An 18,704-nucleotide genomic window follows, 5' to 3' on the forward strand; every position below is an offset into this window, starting at 1 on the left:
GCTTCGGTAGAATTGTGCGCAAATTTGTTTGTTGTTTGCTCGCCACTACTGAGGTCAGGTATGAAAGATTTTCTCATTGCGCCATCCATTTTATCGGCTGATTTTGCCCGTCTTGGTGAAGACGTAGAAAAAGTACTCGCAGCGGGTGCGGATGTCGTGCACTTCGATGTGATGGATAACCACTATGTACCAAACCTGACATTTGGTGCGCCAGTGTGTAAAGCGCTGCGTGATTACGGTATTACTGCACCAATCGACGTTCATTTAATGGTCAAGCCAGTCGACCGTATTATTCCTGATTTCGCGAAAGCGGGCGCATCGATGATCACTTTCCATATTGAGGCATCAGAGCACGTCGATCGTACTCTTCAATTGATCAAAGAGCACGGCTGTAAAGCGGGCGTGGTGCTTAACCCAGCAACACCGCTTGCTCACCTAGAGTACATCATGGACAAAGTGGATTTGATTCTACTTATGTCCGTTAACCCGGGCTTTGGTGGTCAATCGTTCATTCCGAACACTTTGGATAAGCTCCGTGCTGTACGCAAAATGATTAATGAGTCTGGTCGTGATATCCGTTTAGAGATCGATGGTGGTGTTAAAGTCGATAATATTCGTGAAATCGCCGAAGCGGGTGCGGATATGTTTGTCGCGGGTTCAGCAATTTTTAGTCAGCCAGATTACAAGCAAGTGATTGACCAAATGCGTACGGAACTTGCTCAAGTTAAATAAGCGCTGAAATAAGTGTAATAACACACTGATTAAAAAGGCTGTCACTTTGCTGGCAGCCTTTGTCGTTTCTGAAGGCAAGGGTGCAAAAATATCCCTCGCGCTGTGCAAATAATCACTTGCCTATTTTGCGTCCTTTCTGTACTATTCGTGCTCCTTAAAACTCGGTCAATTTTCTTTAGTTCCTTGCTTCCTCTGGACGACCGGGCCATTTGTGGAAGCTGAATAATCCGTAAGGAGCAACCCATGCGTCATTACGAAATCGTATTCATGGTGCACCCAGATCAAAGCGAGCAAGTTGCTGGCATGATCGAGCGTTACACTGGTTCAATCACTGAAGCTGGCGGTAAAATCCACCGTCTAGAAGACTGGGGCCGTCGTCAACTGGCTTACCCAATCAACAAGCTTCACAAAGCTCACTACGTTCTAATGAACGTTGAAGCTGACCAAGCTGTAATCGATGAGCTAGAAACTGCTTTCCGTTTCAACGATGCAGTTCTACGCAACATGATCATGCGTACTAAAGCGGCTATCACTGAGCAATCTATCATGCTTAAGCAACGTGAAGAGCGTGCTCCACGTCGCGAAGAGCGTGCTGAAGCTAAGCCAGAAGCAGCTGCTGAGTAATTTCTCTTATGGCCAATCGAATGGAGCTGAGTGGCACCATTGCCAAGCCGCCCATTCGTAGTAAAAGCCCAAGTGGCATTGAACACTGTCGGTTTTGGTTAGAGCATCGCTCTGCTGTTATCGAAGCTGACCTACCACGACAAGTTTATTGTCGAATGCCGGTAGTTGTCAGTGGGCTTAGGTCACAAGCGTTAACTCAGAATTTAGTACAAGGTAGTAACATTAAGGTAAGTGGTTTTGTCGCTTATCAAACCGGCCGAAATGGCGTTGGGAAATTAGTGTTACATGCCGACAATATTACTCAAATTTAAGATCAGGAGATAGCCCATGGCTCGTTTCTTCCGTCGTCGTAAATTCTGCCGTTTCACTGCAGAAGGCGTACAAGAGATTGATTACAAAGACGTAGCAACTCTTAAAAACTACATCACTGAAGCTGGTAAAATCGTTCCTAGCCGTATCACTGGTACAAGCGCTAAATACCAACGTCAACTAGCTCGCGCTATCAAGCGTTCACGCTACCTAGCTCTACTACCGTACACTGACAAGCATCAGTAATCGGTTCGTTTTATTAAGAAAGAGGATTAAACAATGCAAGTTATTCTACTTGATAAAATCGGTAACCTAGGTGGTCTTGGCGATACAGTAAACGTTAAATCTGGCTACGCACGTAACTTCCTTATCCCTCAAGGTAAAGCAGTTATGGCTACTAAAGCTAACGTTGAAATGTTCGAAGCTCGTCGCGCTGAACTAGAAGCTAAAGTTGCTGAGCAACTAGTAGCTGCTGAAGCACGTGCTGAGAAAGTTAACGCTCTAGAAGCTGTTGTTATCGCATCTAAAGCTGGTGACGAAGGCAAACTATTCGGTTCTATCGGTACTCGTGACATCGCTGACGCTATCACAGCGGCAGGCGTTGAAGTTGCTAAGAGCGAAGTTCGTCTTCCTGAAGGCGCTCTACGTAACACTGGTGAATTCGAGATCAGCGTTCAACTTCACTCAGAAGTGTTCGCTACTGCGAAAGTACAGGTTGTTGCTGCTGACTAATATCAGTATCAAGACGAATTTAAAGCACCTCTCTAGAGGTGCTTTTTTTATGTCTAATTTTCAATGAAAAGCGGAAGGTGGGGAAGACCAGAAATTATCTAATACTGGCTACATAATTTGCGGCATTGGTATTAGAAGATAAATAGTAGGTTTACCGAGAACACACTATCTGCTTTGCTCAGCCCTTCTGGCACCCTATCGTGGTACTGACGAGATTGCTCTAGCTTTAATGCTATATCTTCGGTGATGTTATTGATGATACTAATATCGCTATCTATACGCGTGTTGCTTTTACCGCTCACCATTGTGACGTCAACGCCAAAACTCAAGTTATCGAGTGCATGCCAAGTCGTGTTGATGTTGCCACGAAATATCGCCTCTTGGACGATATCTGAAAAGACAATATCATCGTCGTCAATTTCATCAAGGTTCGGTTCTTGATAGCGAAAGCCCGGTCCGATTTCGACCTCCAAAGTGAAATCTTCAGTGTAAGCAAACTGATAACCCAGACCGCCAGAAAGCGTGTAATCTTTAAAGTAAGCACTGTAGCGTGAATCTACCCCTTTAAAACTGCCATACAAGTAAGTTTTTGTCCCCAACTTGTAGTCGCTCTGTGCGGTGTAAGTGGAAGATCGTTTATCTTCCTCGCCGTTTTTATACAGGTTGTAATACTTCCATTCACCCATTGAACGGTGACGACCGGAAGTGTATTCAGCGCTTAGGCGAGCATTTAGGGAACGAGAGTCCGTGTTACCTGTGTGAGCCTGATAGCCGAATTCGACCTCAGTTTCTAGAGGAACGGTCACTTCAATGGTTTGCTCTGGCTGTACTGACTCTTCAGCATGCGATGCGCCCATACAAAGCAAGCTAATGCCAAGTAACCAGTATCGTGACACAACTACCTCGAATGCAATGAAAATGGTGGGGCATGATACTGATACAGATATTTTATTTGGTCAATGGTACGTTAAATTATATTAGACTCAGGCTTAGTTACCATCGTGATATCCATGACTGATATGGGCGAAACCAATCACAATATAGACTCTTTGCAATAATGATAGATGCTTGCTCGATGGTTAACGTTACTAGGGAGTGTTAACTCACCGAAAGAGGCCATTGGCTTAACATCAAGAGACGTATTTCTCCTGTTCCACTCTTAACAAGTAATTGTCGTATCGGGGAAGCATATTAGTTAGGTTTAAGGTTATAATCTCGGGTCAATAGTAGTTATCGAGCAAAGTCATGGCGGAAAACAGAAATCGCAAACCTTTGGACAGTCAGGTAGACGCACTGAAGGTGCCCCCTCACTCATTGGAAGCGGAACAATCAGTGATTGGTGGGCTCTTATTGGATAATGAACGTTGGGACACCGTTGCCGAACGTGTTGTTAGCAGTGATTTCTATAGTCGTCCACATCGTCTTATCTTTGATGGTGTCAAAACCATTCTTGAAGCGGGCAAGCCTCTTGATTTAATCACGTTATCTGAGCATTTGGAGCGTCACGAATCATTAGAGGATGTCGGTGGTTTTGCTTACCTTGCCGACCTTGCTAAAAATACGCCTAGTGCGGCGAACATTAACGCTTATGCTGATATCGTTGCGGAACGCGCCATTGTTCGCGGCCTGATCGGCGTGGCAAATGAGATCGCGGATGCAGGTTATGATCCGCAAGGTCGCAGCTCTGAAGATTTGATTGATCTAGCGGAAAGTAAAGTTTTTGCCATCGCAGAATCGCGCACCAGTGAAAATGAAGGACCGCAGAATGTGGACAACATTCTGGAGAAAACACTCGAGCGTATTGAGCTGTTGTACAAAACGCCGCAAGACGGTGTGACTGGGGTGGATACTGGTTTTACCGATCTCAATAAGAAAACGGCGGGTCTGCAAGGCTCGGATTTGGTGATTGTGGCTGCGCGTCCATCGATGGGTAAAACTACCTTTGCGATGAACTTATGTGAAAACGCCGCGATGCAACAAGAGAAGCCAGTGCTGATCTTCTCGCTTGAGATGCCAGCAGAACAGTTGATGATGCGTATGCTTGCGTCTCTTTCTCGTGTCGACCAGACTAAAATCCGTACGGGTCAATTAGATGACGAAGATTGGGCGCGTATTTCTTCTACCATGGGCATCTTGATGCAAAAGAAGAACATGTACATCGACGATAGCTCAGGTCTGACTCCAACGGAAGTCCGTTCTCGTGCTCGTCGTGTCGCGCGTGAACATGGTGGCCTATCCATGATCATGGTCGACTACCTTCAGCTTATGCGTGTTCCTGCATTATCGGACAACCGTACGCTTGAGATTGCAGAAATCTCTCGCTCGTTGAAAGCGTTGGCGAAAGAGCTAAATGTGCCTGTTGTTGCCCTGTCGCAGCTTAACCGTTCCTTAGAGCAACGTGCGGATAAGCGCCCAGTTAACTCCGACTTGCGTGAATCGGGCTCTATCGAGCAAGATGCCGACTTGATCATGTTCATCTATCGTGACGAGGTTTATCATCCGGATAGCCCTTATAAAGGGACGGCAGAAATCATTCTAGGTAAACAGCGTAACGGTCCAATTGGTTCTGTACGTTTGACCTTTCAAGGTCAACACTCGCGCTTTGACAATTACGCGGGTCCTGCATTTGATATTGATGATGAGTAATACAATGAGCTACATGAAAGCCGCAATGGCATGTATTGACTTGTCTGCACTACAACACAACCTTCAACGAGTAAAACAGCAAGCGCCAGAAAGTAAAGTGATGGCGGTGGTAAAAGCCAATGGTTACGGCCACGGCTTGCGTCACGTCGCGAAGCATGCGACTCATGCCGATGCATTCGGAGTTGCACGAATTGAAGAAGCGTTACAATTACGCGCCTGCGGTGTGGTGAAGCCGATATTATTGCTCGAAGGGTTCTACTCAGCAGGTGATTTGGCGGTTTTGGTCACCAATAACATCCAAACGGTGGTGCATTGTGAAGAGCAGTTGATCGCTCTTGAACAAGCGGAATTAGAAACGCCGGTTGTGGTTTGGCTAAAAATCGATAGCGGCATGCATCGCTTAGGGGTTCGTCCAGAACAATATGAAGAGTTTATCACTCGCCTAAATGCGTGTCAGAATGTAGCTAAGCCGCTTCGTTATATGAGTCACTTTGGTTGTGCTGATGAACTTGATAGCCATACCACCCCTGAGCAAATAGCGTTGTTTATGTCTTTGACCGCAGGTTGTCAGGGGGAACGTTCACTCGCGGCTTCAGCCGGCTTACTGGCTTGGCCACAAAGCCAACTCGATTGGGTTCGTCCGGGGATCATTATGTATGGTGTCTCCCCCTTTAGTGATAAGACCGCACAAGATCTTGGTTACCAGCCGGTGATGACATTGAAGTCTCATCTGATAGCTGTACGTGAAGTGAAAAAAGGTGAAAGTGTGGGGTACGGGGGCACATGGGTCTGTGAATGTAATACTAAAATCGGCGTGATAGCGGTTGGTTATGGTGACGGTTACCCAAGAAGTGCGCCAAATGGCACTCCTGTTTTGGTGAATGGGCGTAAAGTGCCGATCGCTGGTCGTGTTTCAATGGACATGTTGACGGTTGATTTAGGCGCAGATGCTACGGATAAAGTTGGTGACGAGGCCATTCTTTGGGGTAAAGCGTTACCAGTAGAAGAGGTCGCGAGTCACATTGGCACGATTGCTTATGAGCTAGTGACGAAACTGACTTCTCGCGTCGAAATGGAATACGCTAAGTAACCAATGAAGAAAAGACTACTCTCAGTGCTGGCTTTTTCTGCCAGCCTTTTTTTATCGTCTCAGTCGTTCGCGAAAGAGAAAGATTCCGCATTTGTTCCATTCTATTTCACTACCGAGACGCTCGGAAGTACGATAGGCGTGGCAGGTGTTGCAAAAGGAGTGGGTCAACCACAAGCGGCGCTGTTTGGTATGGGGCTATATTCGGAGAAAGACAGCTACGTCGGTTTTTTATCGGCATTTAATTACGCTCTTTCTTCTCATTGGTTGTTCAGCACACAGATGTACCGAACCCGTTTTAATGACAATCCCTATTACTTGGGAAGTCAGGGTAATAATAATTCATCAACACAAAACAAAACCATTGCTAATGGGGAAGAGCAGAACTATAAGTTGGAGTTCAAATACCTCTTACCATGGGGGAACGTGCGTGAGTACGGATTACTTGGTGCGTTTCAACCCGTTCGTGATGTCAGCTTTGCTTCACCAGTCGAGTCAGGTGTGAGCTCATTGGTATTCACACCTTTCTACTCTTCCCGAGAGTTAGATATTTATAGTAGAAATAATGAAGAAGCGAGCGGGTTTATTCTGACGTTTGATTGGGATAACCGCGATAGCGTGCGCAACACAACTCGTGGTTCGCACACTTCTTTAGACCTTACTACCGGAGCGAATAGTTGGCGGTCAGAAGATTTATGGCTAAAGTGGGAGTTCCAAAAAAGTCATTATTACTCCTTTGGTTCTCTTGGTGATTGGTTCGATCAGCAAGTGTTGGCATTGGATTTTTATACTGCAGATACACCAACATGGAATCAGTGTGATGGTGGCGTGTGCAGTCGGCCACCGGAACAAGATCAAGTCCGCTTAGGAGGTTTGTATCGACTACGTGGTTACACCGCAGGTCGATATCACGGCCGCAGTGCAATTCACTATTCTGCTGAATACCGCGTATTACCGGATTGGCAGCCGCTAGATGATATTCCCCTGCTCAACTATTACGATCTGCCTTGGTGGCAATGGGTAGCGTTTTTTGAAGTTGGACGAGTCGCAGATGACTATGATCTAAAAACACTGCATGAAGAGATGAAGTGGAGCGTCGGTGGGGCGGTACGCTTCCAAGTAGAAGGGATTGTGGTTCGTGCTGAAATGGCAAAAGGCGCAGACGAAGGCACTTTCCGAGTGATGATCAACCAACCTTTCTAAATTGAGATAAAACAAAGGCTAACCCCGTGGTTAGCATTTTTTTATCTGAACTCTTCACCATTGATGGTCGCGATAATGCAGCGCTTACCCCCAGAATATCGGTGCTCCCCCAAGTAAATACCCTGCCATGTGCCTAATGCTAATCGACCGTTTTGGATAGGAATCGTCACACTGTTGCCAAGTAATGATGCTTTTATGTGAGCAGGCATATCATCATCGCCTTCGTAGGTATGTTGGTAGTAGGGTGCTCGCTCAGGAACAAACTTGTTGAAGTGGGCTTCCATATCCATTCGTACGGTTGGATCGGCGTTTTCGTTTAAGGTCAAACTGGCCGAGGTGTGCTGAATAAATAGATGTAACAAACCGACTGAAAGCGATTGAATTTCTGGTAATTGTTGTTCAATTTCATCAGTGATGAGGTGAAAACCACGACATCGTGCTTTCAGTTGCAGTGTTCTTTGTGCCCACATATGCGTTCCTTTGGAAGAATGTGAATTGGTGTCTATCCTAATCCAATTAGAGTCAACAATTAGTTAATGGTATGATTCTTAGCATCATAAATGAATTGTTTAAATTCGAAACAGGGAACGTGACCTAACTCAATGTGAGAGTAAAAGCTCTCCGTCATAATTGATGCCTGAAAAAAAATTACAAGACTTGTTTTGTGGCAATTTGCCCAAACATCTAATTTATATACATTTTGCTAAATCGGGGATTCCACAGTTTTCTCTAGACTGTCAGGAATAGAACCTACTGTAACATCGGGATAAAGACCATGTTGAAAAATATCAATCCAACGCAAACTCAAGCTTGGCAAGCGCTAACAGCGCATTTCGAATCTGCACAAGATATGGATATGAAAGAGCTATTTGCTCAAGACGCGGCTCGTTTTGACAAATTCTCTGCACGTTTCGGCTCAGATATTCTAGTCGATTACTCAAAGAACCTAGTCAACGAAGAAACTCTGCAGCATCTATTCGCACTTGCGAACGAAACTGAGCTTAAGTCAGCGATTGAAGCGATGTTCAGTGGTGAAGCAATCAACAAAACAGAAGAACGCGCTGTTCTTCACACCGCACTACGTAATCGTTCGAACAAGCCTGTAATGGTTGACGGCGAAGACGTAATGCCAGCGGTAAACGCGGTTCTTGAGAAGATTAAATCATTCACTGAGCGTGTCATCGGCGGTGAGTGGAAAGGTTACACAGGTAAAGCAATCACAGATATCGTCAATATCGGCATCGGCGGCTCTGACCTTGGTCCTTACATGGTGACGGAAGCACTGGCACCATACAAAAATCACCTAAACCTACACTTCGTTTCTAACGTTGATGGTACTCATATTGTTGAGACTCTGAAGAAAGTCGATCCAGAGACAACGCTATTTTTGATCGCGTCTAAGACGTTCACAACTCAAGAAACCATGACCAACGCGCACTCTGCACGTGATTGGTTCCTAGCAACTGCTGGCGATCAAGCACACGTTGCTAAGCACTTCGCTGCGCTATCGACTAACGCTCCAGCGGTATCTGAGTTCGGTATCGACACGGACAACATGTTTGAGTTCTGGGACTGGGTTGGCGGTCGTTACTCTCTCTGGTCAGCAATCGGTCTTTCAATTGCACTAGCCGTTGGCTACGAAAACTTTATTGAGCTTCTAGATGGCGCCCATGAGATGGATAACCACTTCGTGTCGACAGGCTTAGAAAGCAACATTCCAGTGATTCTTGCTCTAATCGGTATTTGGTACAACAACTTCCACGGTGCTGAGTCAGAAGCAATTCTACCTTACGACCAGTACATGCACCGTTTCGCTGCGTACTTCCAGCAAGGTAACATGGAATCTAACGGTAAGTACGTTGACCGTGAAGGTAACGCAGTAACTTATCAAACAGGTCCTATCATTTGGGGTGAACCTGGCACAAATGGTCAGCATGCGTTCTACCAGTTGATCCACCAAGGCACAAAGTTGATCCCATGTGACTTCATTGCACCAGCAATCAGCCACAATCCAGCGAGCGACCACCACCAAAAACTGATGTCTAACTTCTTTGCACAAACAGAAGCATTGGCATTTGGTAAGTCTGCAGAAACAGTGAAAGCAGAATTTGCGCAGGCAGGTAAGAGCGAAGAAGAGATGGCATCTCTAGTACCATTCAAAGTATTTGAAGGTAACCGCCCAACGAACTCTATCCTAGTTAAGCAAATCACACCTCGCACGCTAGGCAACCTGATCGCAATGTACGAGCACAAAATCTTCGTTCAAGGCGTTATCTGGAATATCTTCAGCTTCGACCAATGGGGTGTTGAGCTAGGAAAACAACTAGCGAACCAAATCCTACCTGAGCTAGCAGATGAATCAGAAATCAGCTCACACGACAGCTCTACAAATGGTCTGATCAACGCGTTTAAAGCGTTCAAAGCTTAATGTTTGAATAGAAAAACAAAGGTCAGCAAACGCTGACCTTTTTTATTACCTGAGGCAGAAATAAAATAGGTTGGCACTGACCAACCTGTTTTTCTTTTATTCGAAACAAATCTCGATGAAGGCATTTCCCCACTGTGAAGAGAAAGGCATGATGATGATGGAGCCTTCACATTTGTGGCGAATAGTATGACCTTTGCCTGATACAACAATCGGTGTTGCCATATCAAAATCGAAGCCACTTTCAGCAAGAATACGCTTTGCACCACCAGTCACCATGTTGGTGATCTCACCAACCATGTCGGTCACTTCTTCGTTCACGCCATTTGGACGTTCGCCAAGCATGTTTTGCATGATTTCTAGTGCTAATGCTTCATCAAAGGTAATTGACATTGAGCCACGTGTTTGTGGACCAACCATACCGATAAGGCCAGAAACGTCCCCTCGTGCGATCTCATCTTTCTTGATTCGCGGTTTTTGTGGCTTCAGTTCTAGAGAGGCCATAGTTTTTAGAACATTCATTAAAGAAGCTAAAAACGGGTTTACAAATTCAGCGCGCATAACGTTCTTCTATCTATCTTTTTTTGTCTACGAGGAACATGCCTGGCATTCACCGTGGGTTTCAATAACTTGATTTGTTAACTTGAATCCGTGTTTCTCGGCGTTATTGGCTAACAAGGATATCAGCGTCTCGTCTTCAAGTTCAACGACATCACCACATTTATCGCAAATTAACAGTTGAAAAAAATGTTGTTGAGTGTTGAAAGAGCAGCAAGTGATAAAGCTGTTTGTTGACTCGACTCGATGGATAAAACCTTGCTCTAAAAGAAAATCTAACGCTCGATAAACGGTTGGTGGCTTCGCCTGAGGTTCACTCTTTTTAAGTTGCTCCAATAGCTCATACGCACTCGAAGCGCGGCGGTGAGAACAAATCAGTTCAAAAACGCGTCTGCGTTGTGGAGTCAGCCTAACGCCACGTTCCACGCATGTACGCTCAATTTGTTCAATGATTTTTGAGTCCAAATCTTTCACCATAACTATCGGACGTGCTTGATGATAAAGCACTTCAATATGCACTTTGTGCAGAAGCGCTTTATTTTACCCATAATCAGAACGAAAATCATGAAATAAAGCAAGTCCGCGAGGGAGGGATGCGCTGTGGATATCAGAGAACGAGAGACCAGTGCAGAAATCAGGCAGCCATAAGCGGATTCATGGCGCTCCCACAGGGGCGTTGCCTTGGCTAGCGTAGTTTGTGATGATTTTGGTGTAGAACTACTCGAACCTTACTCGTCGCCATATCTGAAAACTCAGTCGTTCTTGCTGAAACTAGCACCTAGAGGGTACTTGGGTATACAATACCCGACTTAATTTTTTGAGTGCACAATGCGCTCTTACTTGGCAACGTAAAAACGGGTGTTTATATCATGACTCATTCTTGCAGGCTCTCTGTAGCACCAATGTTGGATTGGACCGATCGTCATTGTCGCTACTTCCATCGCTTAATGACCAAAGAAACCCTGCTGTATACCGAAATGGTAACCACAGGCGCGATCATTCATGGAAAAGGGGATTTCCTTGCTTACAACGAAGAAGAGCATCCGTTAGCGCTTCAATTGGGTGGCTCAAACCCTGAAGATTTGGCGAAGTGTGCCAAGCTAGCTCAAGAACGCGGCTATGATGAGATCAACCTAAATGTGGGTTGTCCGTCTGACCGAGTTCAAAACGGTCGCTTTGGTGCGTGTCTGATGGCAGAGCCCCAATTGGTGGCTGACTGTGTAGCAGCGATGAAGGACGTGGTTGATGTTCCAGTGACGGTAAAAACACGTATTGGTATCGACGACCAAGACTCTTATGAGTTCCTCACTGACTTTGTATCGATTGTGTCTGAAAAAGGCGGCTGTGAGCAATTCACTATTCACGCGCGTAAAGCGTGGCTGAGTGGCTTGAGCCCGAAAGAAAACCGTGAAATACCACCATTGGATTACCCGCGCGCTTACCAGTTGAAGAAAGACTTCTCTCATCTCACTATCGCTGTGAATGGCGGTGTGAAGTCATTAGAAGAAGCAAAAGAACATCTACAACATTTAGACGGTGTGATGATCGGTCGTGAGGCGTATCAAAGCCCTTATCTGCTTGCATCAGTAGACCAAGAGCTGTTTGGCTCGAATGCGCCAGTGAAGAAACGCAGTGAAATTGTCGAAGAGATGTATCCTTACATTGAAGCGCAATTGGCAAAAGGTGCTTACATCGGGCACATTACTCGTCATATGTTGGGCTTGTTTCAAAACATGCCGGGTGCACGTCAATGGCGTCGCCACATCAGTGAAAACGCGCATAAGCCAGGCTCTGGTCTAGAAGTACTGCAAGATGCACTAGCGAAAATTCCGAAAGAACTGAATGTGTAAAATTCACCAGTGGTTGGTTAGAATTGCCAAGTGATGAATATGTAAGCCAGAGTGCAGAAGTGCCTCTGGCTTTATTTTTTCTTTTAGATCATTAATTTAGTTTCATTTGAAAAAGTTGGTATAGAACCTGCTGTAATAACACTAAAACAAAGGAGAAGTGATTATGTTGGAGCTTATCTTTATTTTAGTGTTCGCCGCGACATTGTTGGTAACAGGTATCACAATGATGACGGTATTCGCCGCAACAGGTATCGCATTGGTGGTGATGTTCCTACTTGGCATGGTTGGTGCTGTATTGAAACTGTTACCTTGGTTGATAGTCATTGCTCTAGGTATATGGTTCTTTAAAAGTGTTGTTGCCCAACCGCGTTATAAGTAACGGATTGTCGAGATTTAGTTGATAGAGGGCTGTGAGAGTATGGTAGTATTTCTTACATGCCCTTAATGTTGAAATCAGCTATCTCGGAGTAAAAATTACATGACAAATAAAGCGACCCTCGCTTTAGCGACACTATCGTTGGCCGCGTCTTTCCCTCTTTTTGCACAAGAGTCTTCTTTGACGACGAAAGTCGGTGCAGAAGTTTGGGTTGCGGATACCAAAGTTAATGAAGTAAGAAGAGATAGCAATACAACAGGGTCTTTCTACGCAGCGGTAGAGCATGACGTAAAATACGTGCCCAATGCTCGTCTTCGTTATTCCAGCATTGATGCAGATTTTATGGGCTTTGATAAGCTTGACCTCACTCTTTACTACCAAATTCTTGAGCATGATTTGTTGCACTTTGATGCGGGCCTAACGTTTAGCAACTTAAGTGATACTAAATACACTGATGCAGGGACTAACGTTCGTACGGAAGAGTTCGATGAACTGATTTGGGCTTGGTACGGCTACGCCGAAATCACGGTGCCAAACACCAATTTTGATGTGATTGGTGAAATGAACTTTGGTGATAACAAAGGCATTAAGAGCACGGACTTAATGGCAGGCATACAGTACCGTATTCCTTTCCAAGAGTCTCAATTGGCTTTGCGTGGTGGTTACCGTGTAATTGACCTAGAGTCAGAAGAGTTTTTATCAGATTTAGGTAAAGAGTTTATCTTTGCCAATGGCTTTTTCGCGAGTGTAGAATTCTCATTTTAAGTTAGCTCAAGATACTTCTTTTAAAACGTCGCCTTATAAGCGGCGTTTTTTTTATATCACTTCATTATACTTATTCGAAATACTCGCCTAACTTCGCAGAGTTGGGCCATGCTTATCTAGTGTTAAACGCTAGGAGCTGAGGCTTACGATGACTATAAATGAACTAAGACATCTATTTCGTGAAAAACAGCTTGTAGAGGCCATCATCGAGCCTGCAATGCAAGAAGGTGGTTGGGTCGTGGAATTTCGTCACGCACAAGGCGGATTTGTTTTTCTCACTGATACCCATGGTGAGGAGTGTCTGTATGATGATCTCGATACGGCATCCAAGTCGGCAATGGCAGTGGGCTTTCAACAGGTACGCATCGAAGATCGTTGAGTGTAACGCAGAGGGGCTTACTTCCAAAAAGTTATAAAGCATTCACTTCTATTCTTTCTTGTTATTAAAGAGAGTGGTTAATCTATAGTCACGCAATGAATAGGGATGTCGTGACAATGTCTTTTCAAAAGAATGAATCTTCTAACAAGAATGAGTCGGAAGGAAAAAATGGGCAAGGTGGAAGCTCGCCAATCGCAAGCCCTCTTAATGATCAACAATTTGGTTCACTCCAGCAAACTGTCTCTGAGTTGTCTTCACAGCAACTTGCTTGGGTCAGTGGTTATTTCTGGGGTCTCGCACAAAATCAACCAAGTACTGCAGTCGCGATACCAATCGCACACGCAGCGGCGGCTGTCGCTGTACAACCGGCAGGTAAGTTGAGCATCATCTTTGCTTCTCAAACGGGTAATGCAAAAGGTGTTGCTGAAGCACTAGAGCAAGAAGCGAAAGCCGAAGGCATTGCTGTAGAGCTCTTTGATGCCTGTGACTACAAAGGTAAAAATCTCGCTAAAGAGACACACGTTATTGTCGTGGCCTCGACCAATGGTGAAGGCGAAGCGCCAGATAATGCCATTGAACTGCATGAATTCCTTCAATCTAAGAAAGCACCTAAGTTACCAAACCTGCAATACGCAGTCATTGCGCTTGGCGATTCAAGCTATGAGTTCTTCTGCCAAACGGGTAAAGACTTCGATACTTACTTGTCTAAGCTTGGTGCAACTGCCTTCATCGATCGCATTGACTGTGATGTGGATTACGATGCGCCAGCCGCGGAATGGCGCAAACAAGCCCTTGAACAAGTGAAAGAAGCGCTTTGTTCAGGTAATGAAGCGGAAGTGGTTCAGTTGCCAGTCGGGCAGGCAGCATCAGGCCACTCGTCTTATAATAAGCAAAACCCATACACTGCATCACTGCTGACAAGCCAAAAGATCACTGGCCGAGATTCAGGTAAAGATGTTCGCCATGTCGAAATTGACCTTGAAGAGTCTGGACTAACTTACCAAGCCGGTGATGCGCTCGGAGTTTGGTTTGATAACAGTTCAGAGTTGGCGAATGCTATCCTTGCAAAAGCAGGCTTATCCGGTGTCGAGAGTGTCGAAGTTGATGGTGAGAGTTTATCTATTCACAGCGCTTTAGTTAGCAAATATGAGATCACCGCTTCTAATCCTCAACTCGTCACGAAGTTTGCAGAGCTTTCTGGTAGTAAGAAACTACAAAAGCTAGTGGAAGATAAAGACAAACTTCGTGAGTACGCAGCAAATACTCAAGTCGTAGATGTCCTTGCAGAAAAGAAGACCAATCTAAGCGCAGAAGAATTGGTTGGTTTACTTCGTCGATTGACACCTCGTCTGTATTCTATCGCTTCGAGTCAAACGGAAGTGGACGAAGAAGTTCATCTAACTGTCGGATTGGTTGAATACGACAAAGGTGATGAGAAGCGCTATGGCGGAGCATCGAGTTTCCTCGCTCAACGTCTAGAAGAAGGCGGTGAAGTGAAAGTGTTTGTTGAGCACAACAATAACTTCAAACTGCCACAAGATGACAACACACCAATCATCATGGTTGGTCCAGGCACAGGTATTGCGCCTTTCCGCAGCTTTATTCAAGAGCGTGATAACCGTGACGCGCAAGGCAAGAACTGGTTGTTCTTTGGTGACCGTACCTTTACTCAAGATTTCCTTTACCAAGTTGAATGGCAAAAGTACCTCAAGTCAGGTTTGCTGACCCGCCTTGATGTCGCGTTTAGCCGTGACCAAGCAGAGAAGGTTTATGTTCAACATCGCATTCTAGAAAACGCTGAACAAGTTTGGCAATGGATTCAGAATGGTGCCTACATCTATGTGTGTGGTGATGCTACTCGTATGGCAAAAGATGTTCACGATGCGCTGGTATTTGTAGCCGAGCAACAAGGCAAGCTATCTCGTGAAGAAGCAGAAGCATTTATCAACGATCTACGTAAAGCGAAACGTTACCAAAGGGATGTGTACTAATGAGCGCGAATCAACAATCAAACAGCCAAGAAGTATTAGGTGAGGTGCTTGGTCCACTCTCGGATAACGAGCGCCTTAAAAGAGAAAGTAATTTACTACGTGGAACGATTGAACAAGATCTGCAAGACCGCATTACTGGTGGCTTTACTGCAGACAACTTCCAGTTGATTCGTTTCCACGGAATGTACCAGCAAGATGATCGCGATATCCGAAATGAGCGTGCTAAGCAAAAGCTGGAGCCACTACACAACGTCATGCTTCGTGCACGTATGCCGGGGGGTATCATTACACCAAAGCAATGGCTAGCGATCGATAAGTTTGCAACTGAGCACTCTTTATATGGAAGTATTCGTCTTACTACTCGTCAAACGTTCCAGTTCCATGGCGTGCTAAAACCAAATATCAAGTTGATGCACCAAACGCTAAACAGCATTGGTATTGATTCGATTGCCACCGCGGGTGATGTTAACCGTAACGTCTTGTGTACCACTAACCCAGTGGAGTCGGAGCTACACCAAGAAGCGTACGAATGGGCGAAGAAGATCAGTGAGCATCTATTACCGAAGACACGCGCTTATGCAGAGATTTGGCTCGACGGTGAAAAAGTAGAAAGCACGGAAGAAGACGAACCTATTTTGGGTAAGAACTACTTGCCACGTAAGTTTAAAACCACAGTGGTTATCCCACCGCAAAATGACGTAGACGTACATGCTAACGATCTTAACTTCGTAGCGATTGCAGATAACGGTAAGCTGGTTGGTTTTAACGTGCTCGTTGGTGGTGGTCTAGCGATGACGCATGGCGATACGTCAACTTATCCACGTAGAGCGGATGACTTTGGTTTTATCCCATTAGAGAAAACACTTGATGTTGCTGCTGCTGTAGTAACAACTCAACGTGATTGGGGTAACCGTTCTAACCGTAAGAATGCAAAAACCAAATACACATTAGATCGTGTCGGTAGTGATGTGTTTAAAGCAGAAGTAGAAAAACGTGCCGGGGTTAAGTTTGAGCAAAGCCGCCCGTACGAATTCACGGAACGTGGTGACCGTATCGGTTGGGTTGAAGGGATCGATGGTAAGTATCATCTAGCACTCTTCATCGAAAACGGTCGTCTGCTGGATTTCCCAGGGAAACCACTTAAGACGGGTGTTGCTGAAATAGCCAAAATCCATAAAGGCGATTTCCGCATGACAGCAAACCAAAACCTGATTGTTGCAGGTGTACCGAAAAGCCAAAAAGCGAAGATCGAGAAGATTGCTCGTGAGCATGGCTTGATGGATGACGGCGTAAGTGAACAACGTAAAAACTCGATGGCGTGTGTGGCGTTCCCAACATGTCCATTAGCAATGGCAGAAGCAGAGCGCTTCCTTCCTCAGTTCGTAACCGATGTAGAAGGTATTCTCGAAAAGCATGGTCTACCTGAAGAAGACAATATCATTCTTCGTGTAACAGGGTGTCCAAACGGTTGTGGTCGAGCAATGTTGGCAGAAATCGGCTTAGTTGGTAAAGCGCCAGGTCGATACAACTTACACCTAGGTGGTAACCGTGGCGGAACGCGAGTGCCGAAGATGTACAAAGAGAATATTACGGATAAGCAAATCTTAGAAGAGATTGATCAGCTGGTGGCTCGTTGGGCTGCTGAACGTGAGGAAGGCGAAGCATTTGGCGACTTCACGATTCGAGTTGGTATTATCCAAGAAGTGTTCATATCAAAGAGGGACTTCCATGCTTGATTCTGTAGCGTCCAAACCGGAGCTAGCAGAGTTACTGACATTAACGAAGACGGAGCAAATTCTCCGTCTTGCTCAAATCAATGTCGATCTCGAACAGCTTTCGGCACAAGAGAGACTAAAGTGGGCATTGGAGAATTTGGAAGGGGAGTTCGCTGTCTCATCCAGTTTCGGTATCCAAGCCGCAGTGATGCTCCATCTTGTGACACAACAAAAGCCGGACATTCCCATCATCCTAACGGACACCGGTTATCTATTTGCAGAGACTTATCAATTCATCGATCAGTTGAAAGCGCAACTGAATCTTAACCTTAAAGTGTACCAAGCTAAAGAAAGTGCCAATTGGCAAGAAGCACGTTACGGAAAACTTTGGGAACAAGGTATAGAGGGAATTGAAAAGTACAACAAGATAAACAAAATCGAGCCAATGCGACGAGCTCTACGTGAGCAAAATATAGGAACTTGGTTTTCAGGGTTGCGCCGCGAACAAAGCAAGTCACGAGCGGGGTTACCTATCTTGTCAATACAAAATGGTGTCTTCAAGTTTTTGCCCGTGATCGATTGGACAAATAAAGATGTGCACTATTATTTAGAAGAGCACGGTTTAAGTTATCATCCGCTTTGGGACCAAGGCTATCTCTCTGTAGGTGATACCCATACGACTATAAAGTGGGAGCCCGGAATGTCGGAAGAAGAAACCCGCTTCTTCGGATTAAAGCGTGAATGTGGATTGCATGAAGATGATGGCTCTGAGCAAGATGGTTCGGGCATCTAGTCGTAAAGTTGGCTGTAACCGACTTTCAGGTAAATAAAGAAAGCAGCTGCAAAGCCGCTTTCTTTATTTATAAGGTATGAAAATGTGCCTCAAAAGTATAACTCTGTGGATAAGTTGTTCACGTTCTTTGGGTAAAGTTGGATAAATAAGGCTTTGATCGAAAACACAGTGTTTAACCATTGTTTTTGCAATTTTTGCAAAATAACGCTTGCCAATGTGAGCACGATCTCTATAATGCGTCCTTGTCGACAGGGCAGGGCTCACAAGGGCTCAGGGCAAGGTCGGCAAGGTCAGAAAGAAAAACGAAATAATTTGAGAAAGTGTTTGACACAAAAGATTATCTCGCTAGAATGGCCGCCTCTTCCGAAGTGATGTAAGTCACAAAGAAGAATCGCTCTTTAAAAATAAGAACCTATCAATCTGTGTGGGCACTCGTTGATGATAATCCAATTAGATACCTTGGTATCAAATTAGGTTTCAATGAACTGAGTGACCAATCAAGTCGCAAGACTTGGCACA

The 18,704-nt window shown here is 45.2% G+C and carries 20 protein-coding genes; 16 read left to right on the forward strand and 4 right to left on the reverse strand.

Annotated features, from left to right (window positions below):
* The first annotated feature begins 60 nt into the window (after window positions 1-60).
* From rpe to rplI, 5 genes are all read left to right on the forward strand, one after another.
* Window positions 61-732: a ribulose-phosphate 3-epimerase gene (gene rpe / locus AK965_RS17540; protein ID WP_099080822.1), complete on the forward strand. Its 672-nt coding sequence runs from the start codon at window positions 61-63 to the stop codon at window positions 730-732.
* A gap of 243 nt (window positions 733-975) precedes the next feature.
* Window positions 976-1,356: a 30S ribosomal protein S6 gene (gene rpsF, locus AK965_RS17545; RefSeq protein ID WP_099080823.1), complete on the forward strand. Its 381-nt coding sequence runs from the start codon at window positions 976-978 to the stop codon at window positions 1,354-1,356.
* 8 nt (window positions 1,357-1,364) lie between these two features.
* Window positions 1,365-1,667 carry a primosomal replication protein N gene (gene priB, locus AK965_RS17550; protein ID WP_099080824.1) on the forward strand — a complete coding sequence of 101 codons (303 nt, stop codon included), beginning with the start codon at window positions 1,365-1,367 and terminating at the stop codon, window positions 1,665-1,667.
* A gap of 16 nt (window positions 1,668-1,683) precedes the next feature.
* Window positions 1,684-1,911: a 30S ribosomal protein S18 gene (gene rpsR / locus AK965_RS17555; protein ID WP_000090472.1), complete on the forward strand. Its 228-nt coding sequence runs from the start codon at window positions 1,684-1,686 to the stop codon at window positions 1,909-1,911.
* A gap of 33 nt (window positions 1,912-1,944) precedes the next feature.
* A complete protein-coding gene (gene rplI, locus AK965_RS17560; protein ID WP_099080825.1) occupies window positions 1,945-2,397 on the forward strand; it encodes a 50S ribosomal protein L9 in 453 nt (150 codons plus the stop codon).
* A 131-nt stretch (window positions 2,398-2,528) separates the two neighbouring features.
* Here rplI and AK965_RS17565 read toward each other — a convergent pair whose 3' ends face one another.
* Window positions 2,529-3,293, reverse strand: coding sequence for a YdiY family protein (locus AK965_RS17565; RefSeq protein ID WP_099080826.1), 765 nt, complete (start codon window positions 3,291-3,293; stop codon window positions 2,529-2,531).
* A 349-nt stretch (window positions 3,294-3,642) separates the two neighbouring features.
* Between AK965_RS17565 and AK965_RS17570 the strand changes: the two genes are divergently transcribed.
* From AK965_RS17570 to AK965_RS17580, 3 genes are read left to right on the forward strand one after another with little or no spacing between them, the layout of a single operon-like run.
* Window positions 3,643-5,043: a replicative DNA helicase gene (locus AK965_RS17570; RefSeq protein ID WP_099080827.1), complete on the forward strand. Its 1,401-nt coding sequence runs from the start codon at window positions 3,643-3,645 to the stop codon at window positions 5,041-5,043.
* A 13-nt stretch (window positions 5,044-5,056) separates the two neighbouring features.
* Window positions 5,057-6,133, forward strand: a complete 1,077-nt coding sequence (gene alr / locus AK965_RS17575; RefSeq protein WP_099080838.1) for an alanine racemase — start codon at window positions 5,057-5,059, stop codon at window positions 6,131-6,133.
* A gap of 3 nt (window positions 6,134-6,136) precedes the next feature.
* Window positions 6,137-7,333, forward strand: coding sequence for a hypothetical protein (locus tag AK965_RS17580; RefSeq protein WP_172438185.1), 1,197 nt, complete (start codon window positions 6,137-6,139; stop codon window positions 7,331-7,333).
* A gap of 41 nt (window positions 7,334-7,374) precedes the next feature.
* On the opposite strand, the gene AK965_RS17585 is transcribed toward AK965_RS17580, so the two are convergent.
* Window positions 7,375-7,803 (reverse strand): secondary thiamine-phosphate synthase enzyme YjbQ, encoded by a 429-nt coding sequence (locus tag AK965_RS17585; protein ID WP_099080828.1) that lies wholly within the window; start codon window positions 7,801-7,803, stop codon window positions 7,375-7,377.
* Window positions 7,804-8,108: 305 nt separating this feature from the next.
* Here AK965_RS17585 and pgi point away from each other — a divergent pair, with 305 nt between their 5' ends.
* The gene (gene pgi, locus AK965_RS17590) at window positions 8,109-9,761 is read left to right on the forward strand and encodes a glucose-6-phosphate isomerase (protein ID WP_099080829.1); all 1,653 of its coding nucleotides are present in this window, start codon (window positions 8,109-8,111) and stop codon (window positions 9,759-9,761) included.
* Between the two features lie 96 nt (window positions 9,762-9,857).
* On the opposite strand, the gene AK965_RS17595 is transcribed toward pgi, so the two are convergent.
* The gene (locus tag AK965_RS17595) at window positions 9,858-10,319 is read right to left on the reverse strand and encodes a chemotaxis protein CheX (protein ID WP_099080830.1); all 462 of its coding nucleotides are present in this window, start codon (window positions 10,317-10,319) and stop codon (window positions 9,858-9,860) included.
* A 27-nt stretch (window positions 10,320-10,346) separates the two neighbouring features.
* Window positions 10,347-10,793 carry a zinc uptake transcriptional repressor Zur gene (gene zur, locus AK965_RS17600; protein ID WP_099080831.1) on the reverse strand — a complete coding sequence of 149 codons (447 nt, stop codon included), beginning with the start codon at window positions 10,791-10,793 and terminating at the stop codon, window positions 10,347-10,349.
* A 392-nt stretch (window positions 10,794-11,185) separates the two neighbouring features.
* Between zur and dusA the strand changes: the two genes are divergently transcribed.
* The 7 genes from dusA (at window position 11,186) to AK965_RS17635 (ending at window position 18,185) form a co-directional block, all read left to right on the forward strand.
* A complete protein-coding gene (gene dusA / locus AK965_RS17605; RefSeq protein WP_099080840.1) occupies window positions 11,186-12,166 on the forward strand; it encodes a tRNA dihydrouridine(20/20a) synthase DusA in 981 nt (326 codons plus the stop codon).
* A gap of 163 nt (window positions 12,167-12,329) precedes the next feature.
* Window positions 12,330-12,545, forward strand: a complete 216-nt coding sequence (gene pspG / locus AK965_RS17610) for an envelope stress response protein PspG (protein WP_099080832.1) — start codon at window positions 12,330-12,332, stop codon at window positions 12,543-12,545.
* Between the two features lie 99 nt (window positions 12,546-12,644).
* Window positions 12,645-13,307, forward strand: coding sequence for a TIGR04219 family outer membrane beta-barrel protein (locus AK965_RS17615; protein ID WP_099080833.1), 663 nt, complete (start codon window positions 12,645-12,647; stop codon window positions 13,305-13,307).
* A 148-nt stretch (window positions 13,308-13,455) separates the two neighbouring features.
* The gene (locus tag AK965_RS17620; RefSeq protein WP_099080834.1) at window positions 13,456-13,686 is read left to right on the forward strand and encodes a hypothetical protein; all 231 of its coding nucleotides are present in this window, start codon (window positions 13,456-13,458) and stop codon (window positions 13,684-13,686) included.
* Between the two features lie 116 nt (window positions 13,687-13,802).
* Window positions 13,803-15,677 carry an assimilatory sulfite reductase (NADPH) flavoprotein subunit gene (locus tag AK965_RS17625; RefSeq protein WP_099080835.1) on the forward strand — a complete coding sequence of 625 codons (1,875 nt, stop codon included), beginning with the start codon at window positions 13,803-13,805 and terminating at the stop codon, window positions 15,675-15,677.
* Complete coding sequence (cysI, locus tag AK965_RS17630) at window positions 15,677-17,413, forward strand: assimilatory sulfite reductase (NADPH) hemoprotein subunit (protein ID WP_099080836.1); 1,737 nt, start codon at window positions 15,677-15,679, stop codon at window positions 17,411-17,413. Before AK965_RS17625 ends, cysI begins: the two co-directional genes overlap by 1 nt.
* A complete protein-coding gene (locus AK965_RS17635; protein WP_099080837.1) occupies window positions 17,406-18,185 on the forward strand; it encodes a phosphoadenylyl-sulfate reductase in 780 nt (259 codons plus the stop codon). The genes cysI and AK965_RS17635 overlap by 8 nt, the downstream gene beginning before the upstream one ends.
* The last annotated feature ends 519 nt before the right edge of the window (window positions 18,186-18,704 follow it).

Origin of the sequence: Vibrio sp. PID17_43 (genome assembly GCF_002608565.1) — a bacterium.
Taxonomy (GTDB): domain Bacteria; phylum Pseudomonadota; class Gammaproteobacteria; order Enterobacterales; family Vibrionaceae; genus Vibrio.

Excerpts from the sequence above, each read along its gene's own strand:
- zur (WP_099080831.1), bottom strand. The coding sequence starts at position 10,793 with ATGGTGAAAGATTTGGACTCAAAAATCATTGAACAAATTGAGCGTACA.
- pgi (WP_099080829.1), top strand. The coding sequence starts at position 8,109 with ATGTTGAAAAATATCAATCCAACGCAAACTCAAGCTTGGCAAGCGCTA.
- AK965_RS17620 (WP_099080834.1), top strand. The coding sequence starts at position 13,456 with ATGACTATAAATGAACTAAGACATCTATTTCGTGAAAAACAGCTTGTA.
- cysI (WP_099080836.1), top strand. The coding sequence starts at position 15,677 with ATGAGCGCGAATCAACAATCAAACAGCCAAGAAGTATTAGGTGAGGTG.
- AK965_RS17595 (WP_099080830.1), bottom strand. The coding sequence starts at position 10,319 with ATGCGCGCTGAATTTGTAAACCCGTTTTTAGCTTCTTTAATGAATGTT.
- AK965_RS17570 (WP_099080827.1), top strand. The coding sequence starts at position 3,643 with ATGGCGGAAAACAGAAATCGCAAACCTTTGGACAGTCAGGTAGACGCA.
- AK965_RS17580 (WP_172438185.1), top strand. The coding sequence starts at position 6,137 with ATGAAGAAAAGACTACTCTCAGTGCTGGCTTTTTCTGCCAGCCTTTTT.
- rpsR (WP_000090472.1), top strand. The coding sequence starts at position 1,684 with ATGGCTCGTTTCTTCCGTCGTCGTAAATTCTGCCGTTTCACTGCAGAA.
- alr (WP_099080838.1), top strand. The coding sequence starts at position 5,057 with ATGAAAGCCGCAATGGCATGTATTGACTTGTCTGCACTACAACACAAC.
- priB (WP_099080824.1), top strand. The coding sequence starts at position 1,365 with ATGGCCAATCGAATGGAGCTGAGTGGCACCATTGCCAAGCCGCCCATT.
- dusA (WP_099080840.1), top strand. The coding sequence starts at position 11,186 with ATGACTCATTCTTGCAGGCTCTCTGTAGCACCAATGTTGGATTGGACC.
- AK965_RS17635 (WP_099080837.1), top strand. The coding sequence starts at position 17,406 with ATGCTTGATTCTGTAGCGTCCAAACCGGAGCTAGCAGAGTTACTGACA.
- rpe (WP_099080822.1), top strand. The coding sequence starts at position 61 with ATGAAAGATTTTCTCATTGCGCCATCCATTTTATCGGCTGATTTTGCC.
- AK965_RS17615 (WP_099080833.1), top strand. The coding sequence starts at position 12,645 with ATGACAAATAAAGCGACCCTCGCTTTAGCGACACTATCGTTGGCCGCG.
- pspG (WP_099080832.1), top strand. The coding sequence starts at position 12,330 with ATGTTGGAGCTTATCTTTATTTTAGTGTTCGCCGCGACATTGTTGGTA.
- AK965_RS17585 (WP_099080828.1), bottom strand. The coding sequence starts at position 7,803 with ATGTGGGCACAAAGAACACTGCAACTGAAAGCACGATGTCGTGGTTTT.
- rplI (WP_099080825.1), top strand. The coding sequence starts at position 1,945 with ATGCAAGTTATTCTACTTGATAAAATCGGTAACCTAGGTGGTCTTGGC.
- rpsF (WP_099080823.1), top strand. The coding sequence starts at position 976 with ATGCGTCATTACGAAATCGTATTCATGGTGCACCCAGATCAAAGCGAG.
- AK965_RS17625 (WP_099080835.1), top strand. The coding sequence starts at position 13,803 with ATGTCTTTTCAAAAGAATGAATCTTCTAACAAGAATGAGTCGGAAGGA.